Below are 23,164 nucleotides of genomic sequence, written 5' to 3'. Positions count from 1 at the left end.
CCGAGTGTCATTTCCACTCGGTTTCCATTAATAAACTTATTGCGATAACTCTACTTCTTTTATTTTTTCTTTCATTCTCGCTTTATCACGAACTAAAATATCTTTTAAATACTTGCCTGTATACGAGCGTTCTTCTTTCACTACTTGCTCTGGCGTTCCTGAAGCAACGATTTGCCCACCTTTATCTCCGCCCTCTGGTCCAAGGTCAACGATATAATCAGCTGTTTTAATTACATCTAAATTATGTTCAATAACAAGAACTGTCTCGCCACTTTCAACAAGGCGTTGCAGCACTTCTAGAAGACGCGCGATATCATGGGCATGCAAACCAGTCGTTGGCTCATCTAAAATATATAACGTACGCCCAGTAGAACGACGGTGTAATTCAGAAGCTAATTTCACGCGCTGTGCTTCTCCTCCAGATAACGTAGTAGCTGGCTGCCCTAATTTCATATAACCAAGCCCTACATCTACAAGCGTTTGAAGTTTACGCTTAATTTTTGGGATATTAGCGAAGAACTCTACTCCATCTTCAATTGTCATCCCTAACACTTCAGAAATGTTCTTATCTTTATACTTCACTTCTAACGTTTCGCGGTTATAACGTTTACCATGACAAACTTCACATGGAACGTATACGTCTGGTAAGAAGTGCATTTCGATTTTAATAATTCCATCACCACGGCACGCTTCACAACGTCCACCTTTTACATTAAAGCTGAAACGTCCTTTTTGATATCCACGCACTTTCGCTTCATTCGTTTGTGCAAACACATCACGAATATCATCGAATACACCTGTATACGTCGCTGGATTAGAACGTGGTGTACGCCCGATTGGCGATTGATCGATATCGATTACTTTATCTAAATGCTCAAGACCTTTAATTTCTTTATGAGTACCTGGCTTCGCTTTCGCTTTATATAACTTTTGCGCTAATGATTTATATAGTACTTCATTAATCATCGTACTTTTACCGGAACCAGATACACCCGTTATCGCTACAAACGTACCAAGCGGGAATGACATCTTTGCATTCTTTAAGTTATTCTCTTTTGCACCGACAATTTCCACTTTACGTCCGTCACCTTTACGTCTTTCAAGTGGAACCGGAATAAACTCTTTACCGCTTAAATACTTCCCTGTTAGCGAATTCTCATCTTGCATCACTTCAGCTGGCGTCCCCGCTGATACAACTTGGCCACCGTGAATACCGGCACCAGGTCCGATATCAAGTAAATAATCAGCAGCCATCATCGTATCTTCATCATGTTCAACGACAATTAACGTATTTCCTAAATCGCGCATTTCTTGCAATGTGCGAATAAGACGATCATTATCGCGCTGATGCAAACCGATTGAAGGCTCATCAAGAATGTAAAGTACGCCAGTAAGACGAGAACCGATTTGTGTCGCTAAACGAATACGCTGCGCCTCACCACCTGATAAAGTTCCTGCAGCACGACTTAACGTTAAATAATCTAAACCGACGTTCACTAAGAATCCAACGCGCTCCTGGATTTCTCTTAAAATTAAATGAGCAATTGTTCGTTGTTTCTCCGTTAGCTCCACATTCGAGAAGAATTCCTGTACTTCTTGAACAGAATACTTCGTTACATCAGCAATCGTTTTATCACCAACGAAAACAGCTAAACTCTCAGGCTTTAAGCGTCCACCTTTACACTTCGGACAAGCTTGCTCTGCCATATACTTTTCCATTTGCTCACGGACATAATCAGAACTCGTTTCACGATAACGACGTTCGATATTTGGAATAACACCTTCAAATAAAATCTCATTTTCCTTTACTTGACCAAATTCATTTACATAGCGGAAATAAACTTTCTCTTCACCGCTTCCGTACAACACTTTATCAAATAAATCTTTCGGTATATCTTTCACAGGCATATCCATATCAACGCCGTAATGATTACATACAGATTGTAAAAGCTGTGGGTAATATTGTGAGCTTGTCGGCTCCCAAGGCGCAATCGCATGTTCATTTAATGATAAATCCCAATTCGGAATGACAAGTTCTAAATCCACCTCTAACTTTGAACCAAGTCCATCACAAGAAGGACACGCCCCGAATGGACTATTGAACGAGAACATGCGCGGCTCTAATTCTCCGATTGAAAAGCCACAATGCGGACAAGCATGATGTTCACTAAATAGAAGTTCCTCTTCTCCCATTACATCAATTAACACTCGGCCCCCGCCAAGCTTTAATGCACTTTCAAGTGAATCCGCAAGACGGCTTGCAATCCCTTCTTTTACAACAATACGGTCAATTACAACTTCAATAGAATGCTTCTTATTTTTATCTAACGCAATATCTTCAGATACATCAAGCATTTCACCATCAACACGTACACGAACATATCCTTGCTTCTTAATGTCTTCAAGCACTTTCACATGTGCACCTTTACGCCCAGAAACGATAGGAGCTAACACTTGTAATTTCGTACGTTCAGGATATTCAAGTACACGGTCTACCATCTGCTCTACTGTTTGTGATGTAATTTCAATACCATGATTCGGACAAATTGGCGTACCAATTCGCGCAAATAATAAACGTAAATAATCATAAATTTCCGTTACCGTTCCAACTGTTGAACGTGGATTACGACTCGTCGTTTTTTGATCGATTGAAATCGCTGGTGACAATCCTTCAATCGTATCTACATCCGGCTTATCCATTTGTCCTAAAAACTGACGCGCATACGCAGATAACGATTCTACGTATCTGCGCTGCCCTTCTGCATAAATCGTATCAAACGCTAATGATGATTTCCCTGAACCAGACAATCCCGTCACAACAACAAGCTGATTTCTCGGAATGGTTACATCAATATTTTTTAAGTTATGTGCTCTAGCACCTTTTACGACAATAAAATCCTTGCTTATGCTCACTCTGTTCACCCTTCCGCTTTTAATTCTAATAGTAAATCTCTTAATTCAGCTGCACGCTCGAAATCTAACGCTTTTGCTGCTTCTTTCATCTCTGCTTCCATCTTCGCAATTGTCTTTTCACGCTCTTTTTTCGTCATCTTCTTGGCTGGTACTGCTTCATATGTTTCCGGCTCTTCAGCAGCTGTCGTTGCACGGATAACATCACGCACGCCTTTTTGAATCGTTTTCGGCGTAATACCATGCTCTTTATTGTAAGCTTCTTGTATAGTACGACGGCGCTGCGTTTCTTCAATCGCAATTCCCATCGATCTCGTTATACGATCTGCATACATAATAACGCGGCCGTTTTCATTACGTGCTGCACGACCGATTGTTTGAATTAATGAACGCTCTGAACGCAAGAATCCTTCCTTATCAGCATCTAAAATAGCTACAAGTGATACTTCTGGAATATCTAATCCTTCTCGTAATAAGTTAATACCGACAAGTACGTCAAACTTACCAAGGCGAAGGTCACGGATAATTTCAATACGTTCTAACGTTTTAATTTCAGAGTGGAGATAGTTCACTTTAATTCCTACATCTTTTAAGTAGTCTGTTAAATCCTCTGACATTTTCTTCGTTAAAGTCGTAATTAATACACGTTCATTTTTGGCAATGCGATCTTGAATTTCTCCTAATAAATCATCAATTTGCCCTTCAATTGGTCGTATATCAATTGGTGGATCTAAAAGCCCTGTTGGACGAATAATTTGTTCTATTACCTCCGGTGCCTGCTCTAACTCGTACGGCCCTGGCGTTGCCGAAACGTAAATAACTTGATTCGTTTTCCCTTCAAACTCATCAAACGTAAGCGGTCTATTATCTAAAGCTGATGGCAAACGGAATCCATGATCCACAAGTACTTGCTTACGTGCTTGGTCCCCGTTATACATCGCTCTTACTTGTGGTACTGATACGTGTGACTCATCCATAACAATTAAGAAATCTTCCGGGAAATAGTCTATTAACGTATATGGCGTTGCCCCCGCCGGACGAAGTGTTAAATGACGGGAATAATTTTCAATCCCTGAACAAAAGCCCATCTCACGCATCATTTCTAAATCATAACGTGTACGTTGCTCTATACGCTGCGCTTCTAACAACTTGCCATTATCATTTAATTCCTTTAAACGCTCTTCTAATTCTTTTTCGATATTTTCAATAGCGACCTTCATTTTTTCCTCACGTGTAACGAAGTGAGATGCTGGGAAGATTGCTACATGATCACGTTCTGCTAATACTTCACCTGTTAACGCATTTACTTCGCGAATACGATCGATTTCATCGCCGAAAAATTCAATTCGAATACAATGCTCATCAAGTGATGCTGGGAAGATTTCAACTACATCTCCGCGCACACGGAATGTACCACGCTTAAAATCAATGTCATTACGTCCATACTGTACATCAACAAGTTCACGAAGCAATTGATTGCGGTCCTTTTCCATACCAACTCTAAGTGAAACAACTAACTCGCGGTATTCTTCTGGAGAACCTAAACCATATATACACGAAACACTCGCAACAATAATCACATCATCCCGTTCAAATAGTGCAGATGTTGCTGAGTGACGCAATTTATCGATTTCATCATTAATCTGCGCATCTTTTTCAATAAACGTATCTGTTTGCGGCACATACGCTTCTGGCTGATAATAATCGTAATAACTAACAAAATATTCAACTGCATTATTCGGAAAAAAATCTTTCAGCTCACTATATAACTGTCCTGCTAACGTTTTATTATGAGCCATGACAAGTGTTGGCTTCTGCACCTCTTTAATGACATTTGAAATCGTAAATGTCTTACCCGTTCCTGTCGCTCCAAGCAACACTTGCTTTTTCTTTCCACTATTAATTCCCTCTACAAGCTTCTCTATAGCTACCGGCTGATCACCTTGCGGGGAATACGCTGAGATAATTTCAAATTGATGTTCCAAACAAAACCGACCTCCTCGTAAAAAATCTGTATTCCCATTTTACCACGAATGCTCATAAAAAAACCAAGAAAACGAACAGATATTCGGTAAAACTTTCGACAATATATACATAGAAAAAGGAAGGAGCCAAAACTTCCTTCCTCTACTAACTCTATTTTTTAGGTACATATAATAAATCATATCCATTGCGCCCATTTTCATTCACACAGTCTATTAACCTATAAGCCGTTTGTAATTCACGCTGCTCTTTAACAATCCTTTTACAGCTATCTTCATCTATATCTGTATGATTACCAGCAAATCGATCTTGCCTATTATCTAATATATGAATTATATCTGTCCCACTATACTCTAACGTTTGAAAAACCGGATCACCTTCATGTGTATAATGTACAATTCTTATTTTATCAACTTCCCCTTGTTCCACATTCAAAACGAACTTTTCAAATTTATCTAGATTGGAAATTCCTGCTCTCTTTACAATGACATCATTTTTTTATCAATTGTAATGTTAGGTTGTGAGCATGCTACTAAACTAAAGAGAAATAAGCATATAAAACCTGTTTTTCCTATTGTTATCCTCCCCTATACAAACTATTGGTATACTAGAAAAAGCTACTTTCCTCTACGAAAGTAGCTTCTCTTTTCCTTTCTCTTTCTTCGGAAAGATCACATATGAAAATGAAATAACTGTATCCACTAAAAGTATAATCGCCCAAACTTGACTAACGCGACTAGCTGGTTCATTTAAAACAATCCCCGTCTCTAACCAATTATGCCATTGTTCAAACGGGACAAAACCGTACAGAAAGAAAAAGAAAATATGCACAACAACGAATAAAACAAGATGCAATATCCAATTTTTTATTTCCTGCTTCGCATAGGCCATACCTGTTAATTCTATATGTTCTTCAATAATAGGCGCTGGTTCATTCCGCCATTTCGCAACTAGCTTTTGCGCAAATATATCAAGCTTCTTCAAATCCTTTTTCCCGTAGAAAACTGCATACAATAAAATAATTACAGTAATGATTTGAAAATTAGAGAACTTCCCTGTTTGATAATAGTCCACTACCCCTAAAGTTAAAATAAACACTTCATTTACGAGGAGTACAATCCCCATAATAAAACTTGCCTTTTTCAAACGGAATCCGTAACGAAGTAAAAAGAAACCGATAGCCGATAACCAAAATACAATTTCTGCCCCAATTAAAAAGTACCAACGATATTCTGCAAGTATACTCATTTATCCCTCTCCTTTTCATCATATATACGAAAAGCTTCATCCATATATAATAAAAGTTCTTCTTCAATTGGATACATGCTCATTTTCTGTGAATCTTCCTTCGATTTTCTAACTTCCCATAACTTATCTAAAAACGCTTCATCACCATTGGCCATTTCTAAACACTTCTGCATTAATCTCTTCGTTGCCCCTTGTACCTCATCACTCGCGGCTTCTTTGCCGTTTTTCATAAAAGTACGTAATTGCTTTAATAAATCTACCCATTCTAAAACATTCGGATCTTCTTCACTCATATTTGGCAAGTTATGAAGCAATTTTTGTTCTTCCTTTGAAAATACTTCATTTTGAAATATTTCACGTATACGAGACGACTGTTTCGAAAGCTGAATGAGTTCAAACATAACTTTCCAATCAAGTTCTCCCTCCACATCTACCGAATAAACAACAGCTTGTAAAACACGCTCCATTCGATTAAATTTCTTTTGTTCTTCCTGTACAAACCGAAGTTGTTTCTCAAGAGAACCCTTTAAGTTAAGCTCACCTTTTACTAACATATTCGCAGCCTCTTTCAATGAAAAGCCCATTTCCTTTAAAAATAAAATTTGCTGCAGCCGTATTACGTCAGCTTCACTATATAAACGATGTCCACCTTCAGTCTTCCCGCTCGGCTTTAATAAATCTATTTGATCATAATAACGTAATGTACGTACTGTTATCCCTGTCTCTTTCGTCAATTGTTGTATTGAAATCACTACCATCACCTCTTCCCCTTCATTATAAAAGATGACGTTACGTAACTTTCAAGACTTTTGTAAAAAAAATACAAAAAGCTATTTATACTCTTTGTATAAACAGCTTTTACGGAAATAATCCCTTTTGTATAGCGCGCCCACAAAATAAAATAAGTGCTCCAACGACAACACTCGTTGCTGTTTTATGATAATGAGCTGAAACTAATAAATAATATGATAAACCTACAGTACCGAGCATAATACAAATGCTTGGCACTGGATAACGAGAGAAGTTCTGCATTCCCCAAAACAAAGCAAAAATAGCCGTAGCGACACATAACACCGGTAATCCCATCCCAGTTCCCCTTTTTCTATCTATTCCTTGTTGCTAACACACTCGTCGATGCCATACTTATTAATAAACCAAAAATAGCAATATATAATAACTCATTTACATGTATTGCTTGCCTATCTAAATACTTATTTACACAAAGATACATAATGAACAAGAACACGAAGCTCGTAATACTAATCGTAAAATATGACTTCATCTTGTTCACAACTCGCTCATCAATCGACGGTACTCCCTCTTCTTTCAAACGCTTCTGTTCTCTATATTCCGCAATACTATATAAAATGATTAGTGCTACATTCGATATAAAAATAGTTCCCCACGAAATGCTTAAAATCATTAAACTCACATTTAAAACAAGACCCGCTAAAAACAAACTTCCTATGAACCGTATAACATCTTGCTTACTCATACATGATCGACCTCTTTTTGATTTCTATATTTCCACTTCGGCCAATAATTCACAAGAAAATACACCCACTGCCCTAGTACAAATAAAACAAACGGCATACCAACATTTCCATCAACAATTAAATTATATAAACTCCATATCGCTAAACTAATCGTAAAAAATACCCCTACATATTTAAACGCTTTATCCGACTGAAATCTCTCAAACTCATCTTGCATTTTTCATTCCTCCCCTTACTCTAGCGTAAATATTTCCTCCACCTTCACCCCAAAATATTTGGCGATTTTTAGGGATAACTCTAGACTCGGGTTATAATGATGGTTTTCAATCGCCACAATCGTCTGCCGCGTCACCTGCATCGCCTTTGCCATTTCAACTTGCGTTATATGATGTTGCTTTCTTAACTCTTTTATTTTATTTTTCACACCCATAGGCTCCACCTTCGAAAGTAAAGATATCTTTACTTTAATTATAAATATTTTCCAGTTATAAGTAAAGATATCTTTACAAATTTTAGAAAAACATTTCACTGATCACCTTCTCTAACAAAGTACAAGCATAATTCAATTTATATCAGCTATTTTTTTAATATATCGACACCCGTAGCACTATAAACATAAAAAAAGCTGTCCAAAAATATCTTTTGGAACCGCTTCTTCGTCCTACTACATAAATCCTAATACATATACAAGAACGTATCCAAGAATAGAAAGGAAAACCGAGCCGATCAGCCCCGCCACGAATGCCTTACTTCCTAACTTACGGAACGTTTTAAACTCTACATTTAAACCAAGACCCGCCATCGCCATTGCAATAAACATGTAAGCAATGACAACAATGTATCCGGCAACAACTTCTGGTATAACCCCGAGCGAATGCACTGCACTCATCGCTAAAAATCCGAAGATGAACCACGGAATTGGAAGGTCACGCCACGATTTTTTTTCCTCGCTGCCTTCACTCTTACCAAACCATAATCCAATTAAAATCGCTACTGGCACAAGCATTGCAACGCGCGTTAATTTCACGATAACTGCGATGTCTACAGCCGTACTTCCTCCTGGCGCCGCAGCTGCTATGACATGAGCGATTTCGTGCAGCGTCGCACCTGAGAATACACCGTAACCGTACGGTGAGAAGCCAAGCACTGGGTATAATAGCGTATAAATAAGTGTAAATATTGTACCTAAAATTGCAATAATCGCTGCCCCAACTGCCGTTTCTTCATCCTTCGCTTTCACTTGCGGTGCAATTGCCACGACCGCAGCCGCGCCGCAAATTGCTGTTCCACACGCTGTTAAAATTCCGAGTTTCTTTTCTACCTTAAATACTTTCGTTAACCCATATACAACGAAAATCGTAAATGTAATAACAACGGCAGCGATGACCAATACTTTCGGCCCTGCCTTCGCAATATCAACAAGATTTAACCGCATTCCAAGTAAGATAATCCCAAAGCGAAGCAACTTCTTACTCGCAAAGTTCGTCCCGGCAATCGCATCATGAGGAACTCCAATTGCCGCACGCCAAACCATCCCAATTAGAATAGCAATCACTAATTGTCCCATAATATTTAAAAATGGAAGCTCTGCTAAATATTTCGCAGCAATTGCGATTAATAATGTAATCCCAATTCCTTGTGAAAATCCAAAGCCCTTCTTCTTTTGTATAACAAGTGTTTGTTCCACTTTGAACCACTCCAATAATCGTATTGGAACATGCATGTTCTTTCTACTTACATTATAAGAGAGTTTCTATAATAAGTTTAATATCAATATTGAATCTCTATCATTAGAAATACTTATGATAAGATGATAGAAAAAGAAAGGAGCCTATTATATGAACGTAGACATTTTAAAAATCTTTGTTACTGTCGTTGAACAGAAACACTTCTCCCGTGCAGCAGAATTATTAAACCTTTCACAGCCTGGCGTAAGTATGCACATACGCAACTTAGAAAACGAATTTGGCACTACTCTTATTCAGCGCTCCCCAAAGCACGTTCAAGTGACGGAAGCTGGAAACATATTATATATACACGCAAAGCAAATGCTCTCTCTTTACGAAGAAGCCAAACAAGAAATTAACGAACTACATAACGTTGTAACAGGAACTCTTCGCATCGGTGCTAGTTTTACAATTGGCGAATACTTACTTCCAAAAATACTGGCTAACTATGCGAATGAAAATCCACACGTCGAAGTTCATACCTTTATCTCAAATACAGAAGACGTTTTACAAAGCCTTCGCTCTAATCAAATCGATATCGGCTTAGTGGAAGGGCAAGTCGTATACGCCGACGTTGACGTTGAAACGTTTATGCAAGATGAAATGAAGCTCGTCGTCCCGCCAAATCATCCACTGCTTCGCACAAATGAAATAAATGAAAGCACACTCCAAGATCAAGTATGGGTATTAAGAGAAAGTGGTTCTGGTACACGCGCTTATAGTGACCGCTTTATTCATCAACACCATTTGAAAATGAAACGATTCTTTACATTTAGTAGTATCCAAAGCGTAAAGGAAGCAGTTAGTGCCGGGCTTGGCATCGCTATCCTTTCTGATTGGACTGTACGAAAAGAGCTACTGGCAAAAGAGCTATTCCACGTCGAAGTTCCGAATGAACAACTCATCCGTCCATTCTCCATCGTGCGCGGCAAATACTTCATCCTGTCTAAAGCTATTCAAGTGTTTTTAAATCATGTAGACTCTTTTGCGAAAAAACAGCATTGACCTTCACATTAGTGTGAAGGTTTACAATACATGTAAAAGGAGTGAAACACATTGCGAATTGGAGAGTTATCAAAAGAAACCGGGGTTAGCGAAAGATCACTAAGACATTATGAAGAAAAGGGATTACTCCCTTCTAAGCGCCTCGCAAATGGCTACCGTAACTTTGATGAAAGTGCCATCGAAAAAGTGGAGCTTATTCAAATGTACTTACAAATTGGCTTAAATTTAGAAGAGACGGCAAGGATGCTGCGCTGCCTCGAAATAGAGCCGCACCTGTACGAAAATCCTTGCAGCAGTATCCTTACGCTCTATGAAGATAAACTCAATGAAGTAACGAAGCAAATCTCATTACTTTCCAGCATTCAAACGAATTTGCAAAAACACGTTTCACTCCTAAAACAACCAAAAGAAAAGGGATGATTACATGTTTGTTATACATGGCAGTTCAAGACAAAACGGAAATACAGAAGCTTTAACACATATGGTGATTGATGGAATTGAAACAGAACAAATTTACTTGCGTGATCATATCGTCCACCCAATCATAGATCAGCGCCATGATGCAGAAGGATTCCAACCTGTAAATGATGACTATGAGCAGTTAATCGAGCGTATGTTAGAGCACGACACAATTATCTTTGCTACACCGCTATACTGGTATGGAATGAGCGGTCATATGAAAAACTTCGTCGATCGCTGGTCACAAAGCTTACGCGATACATCCCTTCATTTCAAAGAAAAAATGAAAGGTAAAAAAATGTACGTTGTCATCGTTGGCGGAGACAATCCAAAGCTGAAAGCATTACCGCTTATTGCTCAGTTTCAATATATCTTTGATTTTGTTGGTTCATCATTTGAAGGATATGTTATTGGGGATGCGAATGGATTGGATGAAATCAAAAATGATGCTGAAGCACTAGCAAAGGCACAATTGTATAATAATGAATTCAAAAATAGCAAATAGAAATAATTTTGACAAAAACGATGACATCACATCTCTCGAACAAGAATACGAAACATTATTAGTTCAAATCCGAAAATGTAAAGAAGCGCTCTAACGTCTTCCCTATATATCGACAAGGCCTTCCGCATTTCCCAAGAAATATTGGAACTTCGACATAGAATAGCATCAATCAAAGTAAAAAAGCCGTGCATCGGCACGGCTTTTTACTTTAAATACGGACAGCAGTCCCGCTCACTGCAACCATTAGCATTCCTTCGCGAACTACTTCGTAATCCACATCGATACCAACAATTGCATTCGCATTTTTTTGTCTTGCGAAAGTTTTCATCTCTTCCATTGCGATGTCGCGTGCTTCTTTTAATTTACTTTCATAAGCCCCTGCACGACCGCCGACAACGTCACGAACAGAGGCGAAAAGGTCACGAACGATATTCGCGCCCATAATCGCTTCTCCATTGACGATATCGATATACTCAATAATTTCTTTTCCTTGAATTGTAGACGTTGTTGTTACAATCATGCTTCATAGCCTCCCATATAAGATTTTCACTTACTTATGGTGCACTAATTCAGCAGAAATTATATTTACGAACTGAACTGAGCTTCGTATAAACGGCTATATCCTCCGCCTTGCTCAATTAGTTCCTCATGCGAACCTTGTTCTGCAATACCATCTTTATTTACAACGACGATACGATCTGCATTTTTAATCGTTGCAAGTCTATGAGCGATAACTAATGTTGTACGGCCGACAGATAGTTCAGCAAGTGATTTTTGAATCGCTAGTTCCGTCTCTGTATCTAATGCGGAAGTCGCTTCATCTAATATTAAAATTGGCGGATTTTTCAAGAACATACGAGCAATCGCTAGACGCTGCTTCTGTCCACCAGAAAGTTTCACACCACGCTCACCGATAACGGTATCTAAACCGTCTGGTTGTGAGTAAATTAAGTCTTCTAACTGCGCGCGTTTTACTGCCTGCCAAATTTCAGCTTCTGACGCCTTTAAATTTCCGTAAGCGATATTTTCACGAATCGTTCCTGAGAATAAGAACACATCTTGCTGTACAATTCCAATTTGCTTACGAAGTGAAGATAACGTCATATCTTTCGTATCAATCCCATCAATTTGAATCGATCCTGACGATTGTTCATAAAAACGTGGTAATAGGCTACATAACGTCGTTTTCCCAGCTCCTGATGGTCCAACGAACGCAACCGTTTCACCTGCATGTATTTTCAAACTAATATCATTTAAAATCGGTTCTTTGTTTTCATATCCGAATGTAACGTTGCTATATTGAATATCACCATGTACATGTTTAACTTCCATCGCGTCTTTAGAGTCTACAATATCTGGCTCTGTTTCAAGAAGCTCTACATACCTCTTAAAACCAGCGATCCCTTTCGGATAACTTTCAATAACCGCATTAATTTTTTCAATTGGGCGGAAGAAAATATTCGTTAATAGAACGAATCCGATAAATCCACCGTACGTTAATTCGCCTTGCAGAACAAACCATGTACCGCATATTAAGACGAAGAGCGTTACGAGACGCATGAGCATATAACTAATTGACGAATTTAACGCCATAATTTTATACGCCATTAATTTCGTTGTACGGAAACGAGCGTTGTTAACAGCAAATTGCTCTTTCTCAAACTTTTCATTTCCGAATGCTTGTACAACGCGGATACCACCAACGTTATTCTCAATACATGCATTAAAATCAGCGACGTCTGAGAATAAACGTCTAAACGTACCTGTCATTTTTTTATTGAAGTAAAGTGCCAACCATAATAGGAATGGAATAACGAAGAAAGTTAATAGCGCTAACTTCCAGTTGATCATCATCATAAATGAGAATGCCCCAACTAAAGTCATTACAGCAATAAATAAATCTTCTGGCCCGTGGTGAGCAATTTCCCCAATTTCCATTAAATCGTTCGTAAGACGTGAAATTAAATGACCTGTTTTATTATTGTCAAAAAATCTGAATGATAGCTTTTGAATGTGATCAAATAATTTCTGCCTCATATCCGTTTCAATGTTAACACCAAGCATATGTCCCCAATATGTAACGACATATTGTAAGCCTGCATTTAAAATATACACTGCAAGTAAACCGAAACAAGCCCATAAAATAAGCGTCCAGTTTTGTCCTGGCAATAACTTATCAATAAATTGATTTACGATAAGCGGGAAGCCAAGTTCTAGTAACCCCGCGACAACTGCGCAAGAAAAGTCGAGTATAAATAAACCTTTATACGGTTTATAGTAAGAAAAAAATTTACGTAGCATATCTTACCTCCATTTTCCAAAATTAAAAAGACTCCCTAAATGATAACCATTATCAAATAATTATTCAAGTTATCCGTCTATGAAACTAAAAAGAATGTTTGCGATAGTTGTCGTTTTTTTGCCGGAAAGTCGATATATTTGAATAATCACCGATATAAATTCCATTTACTACTAATCCCGCCCCCACAACCAAAAAGGGTATCACCACAAGGTGATACCCTTTCTTCTATTACATCGCTTCCGAATCCCACTCATGCTCCTGCTGAACAAACACAATTCCTAATTCGTGATGTCCTCCGGCGTATAATGCCGTTTGAGCAAGACGAAGCTCTCCATTTGTATCTAATACTTCTAACTTACAAAATGCTCCTGTCGTCTTCGTTTGAAGCGCATCATAAAACTCCTCAGCGCTTCCTGGAATGACTCCATTTACTTTCGTAATTACTTCTCCAGGCAGTAAATTCAGCTCTGCCCCAATTGTATTCGGGATTGTATCTAATACAACAAGTCCATCATTACGTGCAGCGAAGTACGCTGGTCTTGTTTCATCCGCAATTTTTTCTTGCATGGAAATCGTGAAACGTCCAAGCATTGCAACTCCCATCGCAATAATGGCAAGTACGTGCCACCAATAACTTGCGACTCCTAAAACAAGCACAAGTCCTGCTAATCCGTACACACGTCTTCCTGTAAATAATAAAGCTTCCGTTGGCTCATAACTTCTAATCTTTCTCATAAATCCAATTAAAAATGGAACGAGGAATAGAGAATAAGTATCTGAACCGATTGAAACGACAGGCCACCATGAAATAAACTGCGTTACTGCATCACCTGGTACAAGAATAAAAATAGGCACAACCCATAAACGCTTTGATTCGTGTAAACCAATCTTTAGCCCACGCTTACCCTTCCTAATCTTCGGCGTAGAATATCCTACTGCATTTTTAGAAATCAACAAGCCCTCTACAACAAGCATGACGCCTAGTAGAATAGCAAGAGATACAATCGTACTCTCTTCCCCTTCTCCAAGCTGTAAGAAGGAAACTGGTAGCTTAGAAGATACTAGAACGCATACAATTGCGATACTAAATGTATAAGCTGCTGATAAATATCGATACATAGCAGTTAATCCAAATAATAACGTCCAAAGTAAGATGACCCATAAGCTCGCTTTAGAAACGACAAGGCCAAGTCCAATTGTAATAATAGATACGATTAATCCGTATCCAACTCCCGCAAATAGAGATGTTCGTAGTTCAAACCAAATATCATAAACTTTAAAGGAAAAATCCTTTCGTTCTCGTAACATACGTAAGTATCCAACGAAGATACTACTTATTAAAAATACATAGACAGCAGGGTGTAAGAAAAAACGTCCAACTGCCCGCATTATTTCAAAAATCCATGCCTCCACGAACCCATTCACCACCATTTATATCATTCTTTCTTTTTATATTATCATAACTGGACAAACGTTTGTTTAACACAAAAAAATACAGGCAGCAAACTGCCTGTATTTTTTTATTTCGCTATTAATTTTAATGCGGACTGTAATTGTAGATCATTTTCTCCAGAACGGATTTTTTCAATAATTTTAGTTTGAATCGCCTCAGCTGTCTTTTTATCCAGCTGCCCTGTCGCTTCCATCTCATTCGCATTTTGGAATGCTTTCAGCGCTGATTCTGTCTCTTTACTAAAGTATCCATCTTCACGCCCCGGTACATATCCTAAACTCTTAAGCATTTCTTGCGCGTGTTTTACTTGCACATCATTTGAATTGTATGAAAGTGTTTTTTCAATTTGAATTGGTGTCGCATGATAATAATCCGGTTGCTTCACTTCTATTGTTGGCGCGATTCCTTTTTTATGAATCCAGTTTCCATCCGGTGTTAACCATTTAAACATCGTTAATTTAATGTTGCTGCCATCTTTAAATGGAACGGCTTGCTGAACAGTACCTTTACCAAACGTTTTTTCACCAATTAAATCGTATCCTTCTCCCTCTTTTAGCGCACCCGCTAAAATCTCTGAAGCAGAAGCACTTCCGTTATCAATTAATACTGAAATTGGATATGGCTTTTTCTCTTTCAGTTCCGTAGAGAATTTCTTTTTCTCACCATTTCGTTGCTCTACTTGTAGCATCGGCTTTTTATCCGTCATAATTTCCCCTAGTATCTCTTCTACACTATTTAAGTAGCCACCAGGATTACCACGCACATCAATAACTAAGCCTTTTATATTTTTCTTCTCTAACTCTTTTAACTGATCCTTAAATTCTTTCGCCGTATTTTCAGCAAAAGAAGTGATTTGCATATAACCGATATCTTTTCCACTCTCTTGTTTCACAGAACTAAACACTGTGAAGATTGGAATTTTTTCACGCTTAATTTTAAATACAATCGGATCAGCTACTCCTGCACGCTTAATTTCAATCGCGACAGTCGTTCCTTTTTTACCACGAATCTTTAATACTGCTTCTTCACGTGATAAATCTTTCACACTATTTCCATCTACAGATAAAATTTGGTCATTCGGTTTAATTCCAATCTTTTCTGCCGGTGAGCCTTTAATTGGAGATACGATAATAAGCTTACCGTCCGTTTTGTTCACCTCAGCCCCGATCCCCTCTAGCTCAGGATCAAGTGATTCACTAAACTGTTTAGCCGTTTCTTTATCCATATACGTGGAATAAGGGTCCTTCAGCGTAGACAACATGCCTTGTATTGCACCTTCGACTAACTTGTCATCCTTCACGTCTTCCACATAACGTGAATCAATTAGTGCATACGCCTCATTAATTTTTGCCAAATTCCCTTGCGCGGTGCTAGCGTTTCCACTCGAAATTGTTTGCGTTACTTCTGCTGGGTTAACCCCAAATAAAGACATACCTGCAAACATTCCGCCAGCACCAATTAAAAATGCAACAACCATTCCAATAATTGCAACTCTACGTTTCAATGCGGAATTCCCCTTTCCAAAACACACAGGTGGTGTAGCAAAAGGCATCACACAGTGTGTGATGCCTTTACCTATTTCTACTATATGATAAGCTTGTACGAATTATGTTTGCAACTTTTTATACTTTTAAGAAGCGACGAATTGACATTACACTTCCCCACATACCGATTAAAGCCCCGATTAACACTAGTAAACCAGCTAATTGGAATACGAAAGGACTGTATGGTAGAAGTTCGAAAATTGTTCCGCCAAGTTTTTCGTTAAACACACTTTGTAGTGAATTATACGTAACTAGAATTAAGCCAATTGGAATAATTGATCCTAATACTCCTAGGAATAATCCCTCTAATAAGAACGGCCAACGAATAAACCAGTTTGTCGCACCTACCAGTTTCATAATTTCGATTTCTGTACTACGAGCATAAATTGTAATTTTAATTGTATTAGAGATTAAGAACATTGCTGTGAATAAAAGACCTGCAATTAACGCAATCCCGATATTACGTCCTGTTTTTACAGTATCAAATAATTTTTCAACTTGACCTTTACCGTATTGAACATTACTTACAAACTGCATTTTCTCAATCTTTTTCGCGATTGTCGCTGTATCTGTTGGTTCTTTTGCTTTTACAATGAATACGTTTTTAAGTGGGTTATCTTGTTCAAATAACTCAAACGTTTTTCCGCTATCACCTAAGCTTTTAATTAAGCGTTTTAGCTCTTCTTCTTTAGAAGAATATTTAATAGATTCTACTTTCGCAATCTTACTCATATCATCTTCTAATTTCTTTTGATCAGCTTCTTTTGCTGCTGGATCAATGTGTACACGAATTTCTACATCTTGCTCTACTTTCGTCGCAAAATGGTTCATATTCATAATCGCTGTTAAAAAGACACCTACAAGTAATAATGTAACTGTTACTGCACTAACAGAAGCAAATGTCATCCATCCGTTACGTGATAGATTCTTTACACCTTCTCGCAAATGTCGACTAAGGGTCTTAGCCTTCATATCCGTATCCTCCCTCAATCTCATCTCGAACAATTTTTCCGCCTTCAATCGCGATTACACGATGACGAATTGTATTTACGATATCTGAGTTATGTGTCGCCATAACAATCGTTGTACCACGCTCGTTAATACGCGTAAAAATCTTCATAATATCAAGAGCTGTTTCAATATCTAAGTTACCTGTTGGCTCATCGGCAATTACAACCTTTGGTCTATTAACAATTGCTCTCGCAATCGCAACACGTTGCTGCTCTCCGCCCGAAAGTTCACTTGGTAGTGCGTCTGCACGATCCTCAAGACCTACAAGACCTAAAACTTCTGTTACACGCTCACGAATGGCTTCTTTTTCTTCTTCAATTACTTCTAAGGCAAACGCAACATTCTCATATACCGTTAACTTAGGTAGTAATTTAAAATCTTGGAAAATTACGCCTAATTGACGACGGAAATATGGAACATCTCTTTCTGCTAATGTTTCAATAACAAGTCCATTTACATTAATTGATCCTGTAGATGGCTTCTCTTCACGATACATCATTTTAATAAATGTAGATTTCCCGGCTCCACTCGGTCCAACTACGTATACAAACTCACCTTGTTTAATGTTAACTGTGAGACCAGCAATGGCTTTCATACCATTCGGGTACTCCTTATAAACATTCGTCATTTTTATCATTATTTATCACCCAATACTTAATGATTTTTTTCGAAATACTTTTCTGTACATCTGAAAATAAAAGATAACCTTTTATTCTCGCTTAACCACTCTTGTTGAAGGTAGTCTACTTACAATCTTTTTATAAGCAATACTACTATGTAATATATTTCAGCAAAATTCTACAAACCTCATTGTAACATCAAACGGTTTCCAGTTCGGATACATTTTTGTTACAGTTATGTTACACCTCGAAAAAAGGAAACGAGTCGTCATAGTTCTTACCCAAAATCATTTTGGGATAAGATTATATAACCAACCCGTCCAGTTTACCTTTTTTATTTATGTTCAGCTAACCACTCAGCTACTTTTTTCGCATCCTCACCTTGAATGATTCCTGGTGACATGGAACCGCGACCTTTTTCAATAATCTTTTCAATCTCTGCTGCATCATATTTCTGTCCCACTTTTCGTAAATCCGGTCCAGTTGCTCCCGATAAATCTTTCGCGTGACAGCCTATACAACTTTTTTGGTAAATTTGCTCTGCGCTATCTGTGCTTGCAGATTGTTTCGAAGGCTTACTCTCTTCTTTATTTCCACATGCTCCTAAAGCAAAAACGACTGATGTTCCTAACGCAATAGCCAACAATTTCTTTTTCACTTCTATCGCTCCCCATTGTTGATATTCTTTTCATTCCTAACACACTCATTTTCATTATAAGCATTATCTTTATATAGAAAAACTAAGGTATATTTCATATTTTTCCAAAATACAGTAAAAACCCTGATAATATAAAGCTTTCATAAGTTGTTTCAATTCTGTGAACAACATAAAAACTTCTATAAAGAATTCTTGTTGAACAGAAAATCAGAAAAGTTCTGTTCAAGTCTTACTCTATTACCACTCTGTTTTACTATTCTCTACTTTTTACAATACAATATACAACATTGTATGCTACATATAATCTCATCAAAAAGAGAAGTTGTCGTTTCCAACTTCTCTTCCTCTTTACTTCATCTATAGAAATAAAATCAAATTCTTTATATCCTCGATTATCCTCAGCATACGCCGACAACTTTGTTGGCTTTTTTTCGCTTATTAGATGCGAGAACGTAAGTAAGCATCAATAAATGGATCAATTTCTCCATCCATAACCGCTTGTACGTTACCAACCTCTGTATTTGTACGGTGGTCTTTCACAAGAGAATACGGGTGGAATACGTAAGAACGAATTTGGCTACCCCATCCGATTTCTTTTTGTTCACCGCGAATTTCATCTAACTCCGCTTGTTGCTCTTCTAATTTCTTTTGGTATAATTTCGCTTTTAACATTTTCATCGCGTGCTCACGGTTTTTAATTTGTGAACGCTCCGACTGACATGTTACAACTGTGTTTGTTGGTGTATGTGTAATACGAACTGCTGAGTCTGTCGTATTAATATGCTGTCCACCTGCACCACTTGCACGGTACGTATCAACTTTTAAGTCTTCTGAACGTATTTCGATTTCAACTTCATCATTGAACTCAGGTACGACTTCACAAGATACGAACGATGTATGACGACGGCCTGAAGAATCAAATGGCGAAATACGTACAAGACGATGTACACCTTTCTCTGCCTTTAAATAACCGTAAGCGTTATGACCTTTAATTAATAAAGTAACACTCTTAATACCAGCTTCATCACCTGGTAAGTAGTCAACCGTTTCTACTTTAAACCCACGTTTTTCAGCCCAACGTGTGTACATACGTAATAACATAGAACCCCAGTCTTGTGACTCTGTTCCACCAGCACCTGGGTGTAATTCTAAAATAGCGTTATTTTTATCATAAGGATCGCTTAGTAGTAACTGAAGCTCATACTCATTCATTTCTTGAATTAAGCCTTTCACTTCAGATTCAAGTTCCTCATGTAAATCTTCATCATACTCTTCTTTTAAAAGCTCATGCGTGATTTCTAAATTTTCGAAGGTCTCATCTAACTGACGGAACTTTCCAACCATCTCTTTCAGTGCATTAGCTTCGTTAATTACAGCTTGTGCACCTTGTTGGTCATCCCAAAATCCTGCACCCATCATTGTCTCTTCTAACTCTGCAATTTGCTTCTCCTTAGTAGGAAGGTCAAAGAGACCCCCTAAAAGCCGCTAATCTCTTAGCCATTTTCTCTAATTCTTGTCTAATTTCTACTAATTCCATTTCCTTCACCTCTATGTAATTGCTGTTACTTTCTTATGAGAACAAGGGAAACTCTCTCCACTTATGACGGAGAGAGTTTAAACTTTCTTAATTATACATTTTTGATGTAAAATTTTGCAAAGCAATCTGGGCTACCGCCCTGTATTACTTCCCGATACCACAGCAGTTTTTATATTTTTTGCCGCTACCACATTTACATAAATCGTTGCGGCCTACTTGGTCACCTTTTACAACCGGTTTTTTCTTCGCCTCTTCGCCATCACTAGATGGATGAACAGCTTCACCTTGAACAACTTCTTGACGCTCTAAGTTTTGTTCAATTTCAGCTTTCATAATGTAACGAGAGATTTCCTCTTCAATAGAAGCAATCATTGACTCGAACATTGCGAATCCTTCCATTTGATACTCACGAAGTGGATCAATTTGACCGTAAGCACGTAAATGAATACCTTCACGAAGGTGATCCATCGCATCAATATGCTCTGTCCATTTCGTATCTACTACACGGAATACAACAACTTTTTCAAACTCACGCATTTGCTCTTCTGGCAGAAGCTTTTCTTTGTCGTTGTAACGCTCTATTAATTTCGTGATAATTGGCTCGCTCATTTCCTCTGGAGCAAGACGACGTAACTCTTCTTCTTTTATATCGCCTTCTTGCAGAAGGTTTGTATTTAAGTAGTCAACAAGACCTTTAATGTTCCAATCTTCTTCAATTTCCTCTTGTGTATGAAGCGCAACAGCACGTTCTACTGTAGATTTCATCATACCTTCAATAATACTGCGTAAGTTCTCAGAATCCATTACTTCTTGACGCTGTTTGTAAATAACTTCACGTTGCTGACGAAGTACATCATCGTACTGCAGTAACTGCTTACGTGCATCATAGTTATTTCCTTCTACACGTTTTTGTGCAGATTCTACCGCACGAGAAACCATTTTACTTTCAATCGGCTGTGAATCATCCATACCAAGACGATCCATCATCGCTTTCATATTGTCAGAACCGAAGCGGCGCATTAGTTCATCTTCCATAGACAAGTAGAACTGCGTTACACCAGGGTCCCCTTGACGACCAGCACGACCACGTAACTGATTATCAATACGACGGCTTTCGTGACGCTCTGTACCGATAACTGCTAGACCAACGTTTCTAATATCGTCTCCAAGCTTAATATCCGTACCACGACCAGCCATATTGGTCGCAATCGTTACAGCACCTTTCATACCAGCTTCTGCAATGATATCTGCTTCTCGCGCATGGTTTTTCGCATTTAAAATGTTATGGCGTACACCTTTACGTGTTAACATTTTTGAAATAAGCTCTGACGTTTCAATTGCAACTGTACCAACAAGAATAGGTTGCCCTTGTTTATGACGATTTACAATATCCTCAACAACTGCATTGAATTTGCCTTCCATTGATTTGAAGATTAAATCAGCACGGTCATCACGAATAATATCTTTGTTCGTTGGAATTACGATAACATTCATATTGTAAATACTACGGAATTCTTCTTCTTCCGTTTTCGCTGTACCAGTCATACCAGATAACTTTTCATACATACGGAAATAGTTCTGGAACGTAATTGTTGCGAGTGTCATACTTTCATTTTGAATTTCTACGCCTTCTTTTGCTTCAATAGCTTGGTGCAAACCTTCGCTATAACGACGACCTTTCATAAGACGACCAGTGAATTGGTCTACAATTACGATTTCGCCTTCTTGTACAACATAATCTGTATCAAGATGCATAACAACGTGTGCACGAAGCGCCTGATTAATATGGTGAAGAAGTGCGACATGTTTTAAATCGAATAAGTTTTCAATATGGAAAGCTTTCTCTGCTTTCGTAATACCATCTTCAGTTAACATTACATTTTTCGTTTTCACATCAAATGAATACTCTTTTTCATTTTCTAATGTACGAACGAATGCATTTGCAAACATGTATAGCTCTGTTGATTTTTGAGCTTGTCCCGAAATAATAAGCGGCGTACGTGCTTCATCGACTAAAATAGAATCGACTTCATCGATAATAGCAAAATGAAGTGGACGCTGAACGCACTGTTCTCTATATAAAACCATGTTGTCACGTAAGTAATCGAACCCAAGCTCATTATTTGTGCTATACGTAATATCAGCAGCATAAGCCTCTTGTTTCTCTTCGCGTGACATGCTGTTTAAGTTAATTCCTACTGTTAAGCCTAGGAACTCATGAAGTTGTCCCATTTCGCTCGCATCACGTTGTGCTAAGTATTCATTGACTGTAACAACGTGAACACCTTTTCCTGTTAAAGCATTTAAATATACAGGTAATGTAGATGTTAATGTTTTACCTTCACCCGTTTTCATCTCAGAGATATTCCCTTCATGTAAGGCAATACCACCCATTAACTGCACGCCATACGGACGCATTCCAAGAACACGAGTCGCAGCTTCGCGAACAACTGCAAAAGCTTCTGGAAGTAGATCATCTACTGTCTCACCTTTTGTTAGACGTTCTTTAAATTCAAGCGTCTTTCCTTTTAATTGCTCATCTGTTAGTGGCTTAATAGATGATTCTAATGCATCAATTTGCTCAACTGTCTTCTGCATACGTTTAATTTGGCGTTGATTTACATCAAAAACCTTTTTTAAAATACCGATCATAGGAAATACGCTCCTCTTTTTTATTAAAATAAAACTTCCGATTGTTTTTTCTTT

At 38.1% G+C, this 23,164-nt stretch carries 21 protein-coding genes and 2 pseudogenes; 4 read left to right on the top strand and 19 right to left on the bottom strand.

Annotation, left to right across the window (positions count from 1 at the left end):
* Window positions 1-36 precede the first annotated feature (36 nt).
* From uvrA to DN394_RS08370, 10 genes and pseudogenes are all read right to left on the bottom strand, one after another.
* A complete protein-coding gene (gene uvrA / locus DN394_RS08415) occupies window positions 37-2,907 on the bottom strand; it encodes an excinuclease ABC subunit UvrA (protein ID WP_046960145.1) in 2,871 nt (956 codons plus the stop codon).
* Window positions 2,908-2,918: 11 nt separating this feature from the next.
* Complete coding sequence (gene uvrB / locus DN394_RS08410; protein ID WP_046955584.1) at window positions 2,919-4,895, bottom strand: excinuclease ABC subunit B; 1,977 nt, start codon at window positions 4,893-4,895, stop codon at window positions 2,919-2,921.
* 151 nt (window positions 4,896-5,046) lie between these two features.
* Window positions 5,047-5,474, bottom strand: a pseudogene (locus DN394_RS08405) (DUF4362 domain-containing protein).
* A gap of 46 nt (window positions 5,475-5,520) precedes the next feature.
* Complete coding sequence (locus DN394_RS08400) at window positions 5,521-6,141, bottom strand: hypothetical protein (RefSeq protein ID WP_098091916.1); 621 nt, start codon at window positions 6,139-6,141, stop codon at window positions 5,521-5,523.
* A complete protein-coding gene (locus DN394_RS08395; RefSeq protein WP_046960071.1) occupies window positions 6,138-6,899 on the bottom strand; it encodes a MerR family transcriptional regulator in 762 nt (253 codons plus the stop codon). The genes DN394_RS08400 and DN394_RS08395 overlap by 4 nt, the downstream gene beginning before the upstream one ends.
* A gap of 100 nt (window positions 6,900-6,999) precedes the next feature.
* Complete coding sequence (locus DN394_RS08390; protein ID WP_046955580.1) at window positions 7,000-7,227, bottom strand: hypothetical protein; 228 nt, start codon at window positions 7,225-7,227, stop codon at window positions 7,000-7,002.
* 16 nt (window positions 7,228-7,243) lie between these two features.
* Window positions 7,244-7,636 carry an ATPase gene (locus DN394_RS08385; protein WP_097915616.1) on the bottom strand — a complete coding sequence of 131 codons (393 nt, stop codon included), beginning with the start codon at window positions 7,634-7,636 and terminating at the stop codon, window positions 7,244-7,246.
* On the bottom strand, window positions 7,633-7,854 hold the full coding sequence (locus tag DN394_RS08380; protein WP_149293734.1) for a hypothetical protein: 222 nt from the start codon (window positions 7,852-7,854) through the stop codon (window positions 7,633-7,635). Before DN394_RS08380 ends, DN394_RS08385 begins: the two co-directional genes overlap by 4 nt.
* Window positions 7,855-7,869: 15 nt before the next feature.
* Window positions 7,870-8,067 (bottom strand): helix-turn-helix transcriptional regulator, encoded by a 198-nt coding sequence (locus tag DN394_RS08375; protein WP_000538359.1) that lies wholly within the window; start codon window positions 8,065-8,067, stop codon window positions 7,870-7,872.
* 234 nt (window positions 8,068-8,301) lie between these two features.
* Window positions 8,302-9,324 (bottom strand): YeiH family protein, encoded by a 1,023-nt coding sequence (locus DN394_RS08370; RefSeq protein ID WP_149293733.1) that lies wholly within the window; start codon window positions 9,322-9,324, stop codon window positions 8,302-8,304.
* A 151-nt stretch (window positions 9,325-9,475) separates the two neighbouring features.
* On the opposite strand from DN394_RS08370, the gene DN394_RS08365 reads away from it, so the two are divergent.
* The 4 genes and pseudogenes from DN394_RS08365 to DN394_RS29355 form a co-directional block, all read left to right on the top strand.
* Window positions 9,476-10,369, top strand: coding sequence for a LysR family transcriptional regulator (locus DN394_RS08365; protein WP_048563444.1), 894 nt, complete (start codon window positions 9,476-9,478; stop codon window positions 10,367-10,369).
* Window positions 10,370-10,420: 51 nt separating this feature from the next.
* A complete protein-coding gene (locus tag DN394_RS08360; RefSeq protein ID WP_098704943.1) occupies window positions 10,421-10,789 on the top strand; it encodes a MerR family transcriptional regulator in 369 nt (122 codons plus the stop codon).
* Between the two features lie 4 nt (window positions 10,790-10,793).
* Window positions 10,794-11,333, top strand: coding sequence for a flavodoxin family protein (locus DN394_RS08355; protein WP_098704944.1), 540 nt, complete (start codon window positions 10,794-10,796; stop codon window positions 11,331-11,333).
* Between the two features lie 16 nt (window positions 11,334-11,349).
* Window positions 11,350-11,427 (top strand): annotated as a pseudogene (locus tag DN394_RS29355) (macrolide transporter); the annotation flags it as partial.
* Window positions 11,428-11,541: 114 nt separating this feature from the next.
* Here the strand turns inward: DN394_RS29355 and DN394_RS08345 are convergent.
* From DN394_RS08345 to secA, 9 genes are all read right to left on the bottom strand, one after another.
* Window positions 11,542-11,853: a heavy metal-binding domain-containing protein gene (locus tag DN394_RS08345; RefSeq protein ID WP_000637523.1), complete on the bottom strand. Its 312-nt coding sequence runs from the start codon at window positions 11,851-11,853 to the stop codon at window positions 11,542-11,544.
* A gap of 65 nt (window positions 11,854-11,918) precedes the next feature.
* Complete coding sequence (locus DN394_RS08340; RefSeq protein ID WP_098128029.1) at window positions 11,919-13,634, bottom strand: ABC transporter ATP-binding protein; 1,716 nt, start codon at window positions 13,632-13,634, stop codon at window positions 11,919-11,921.
* 229 nt (window positions 13,635-13,863) lie between these two features.
* Window positions 13,864-15,066, bottom strand: a complete 1,203-nt coding sequence (locus DN394_RS08335) for a PDZ domain-containing protein (RefSeq protein ID WP_097915606.1) — start codon at window positions 15,064-15,066, stop codon at window positions 13,864-13,866.
* A gap of 89 nt (window positions 15,067-15,155) precedes the next feature.
* Window positions 15,156-16,592 (bottom strand): S41 family peptidase, encoded by a 1,437-nt coding sequence (locus DN394_RS08330; RefSeq protein ID WP_434087823.1) that lies wholly within the window; start codon window positions 16,590-16,592, stop codon window positions 15,156-15,158.
* A gap of 118 nt (window positions 16,593-16,710) precedes the next feature.
* On the bottom strand, window positions 16,711-17,604 hold the full coding sequence (gene ftsX / locus DN394_RS08325; RefSeq protein WP_000645020.1) for a permease-like cell division protein FtsX: 894 nt from the start codon (window positions 17,602-17,604) through the stop codon (window positions 16,711-16,713).
* Entirely contained in the window at window positions 17,594-18,280 is a 687-nt protein-coding gene (gene ftsE, locus DN394_RS08320) for a cell division ATP-binding protein FtsE (RefSeq protein WP_000594325.1), read from the bottom strand. The genes ftsX and ftsE overlap by 11 nt, the downstream gene beginning before the upstream one ends.
* A 317-nt stretch (window positions 18,281-18,597) precedes the next feature.
* On the bottom strand, window positions 18,598-18,921 hold the full coding sequence (gene cccB / locus DN394_RS08315) for a cytochrome c551 (RefSeq protein WP_000727965.1): 324 nt from the start codon (window positions 18,919-18,921) through the stop codon (window positions 18,598-18,600).
* Between the two features lie 438 nt (window positions 18,922-19,359).
* Window positions 19,360-20,458, bottom strand: a protein-coding gene (prfB, locus tag DN394_RS08310; RefSeq protein WP_096001656.1) for a peptide chain release factor 2 whose coding sequence is annotated in 2 segments (ribosomal slippage) — window positions 19,360-20,385 and window positions 20,387-20,458 — 1,098 coding nt in all. Because the reading frame shifts where the segments join, the coding sequence is not laid out codon by codon here.
* Window positions 20,459-20,602: 144 nt separating this feature from the next.
* Window positions 20,603-23,110, bottom strand: a complete 2,508-nt coding sequence (secA, locus tag DN394_RS08305) for a preprotein translocase subunit SecA (RefSeq protein WP_098084771.1) — start codon at window positions 23,108-23,110, stop codon at window positions 20,603-20,605.
* Between the last annotated feature and the right edge of the window lie 54 nt (window positions 23,111-23,164).

The sequence above is a fragment of the Bacillus sp. BB081 genome, from assembly GCF_008368895.1.
Classification (GTDB): Bacteria; Bacillota; Bacilli; order Bacillales; family Bacillaceae_G; genus Bacillus_A; species Bacillus_A wiedmannii.
This window is presented reverse-complemented; position numbering and strand designations above follow the sequence as displayed.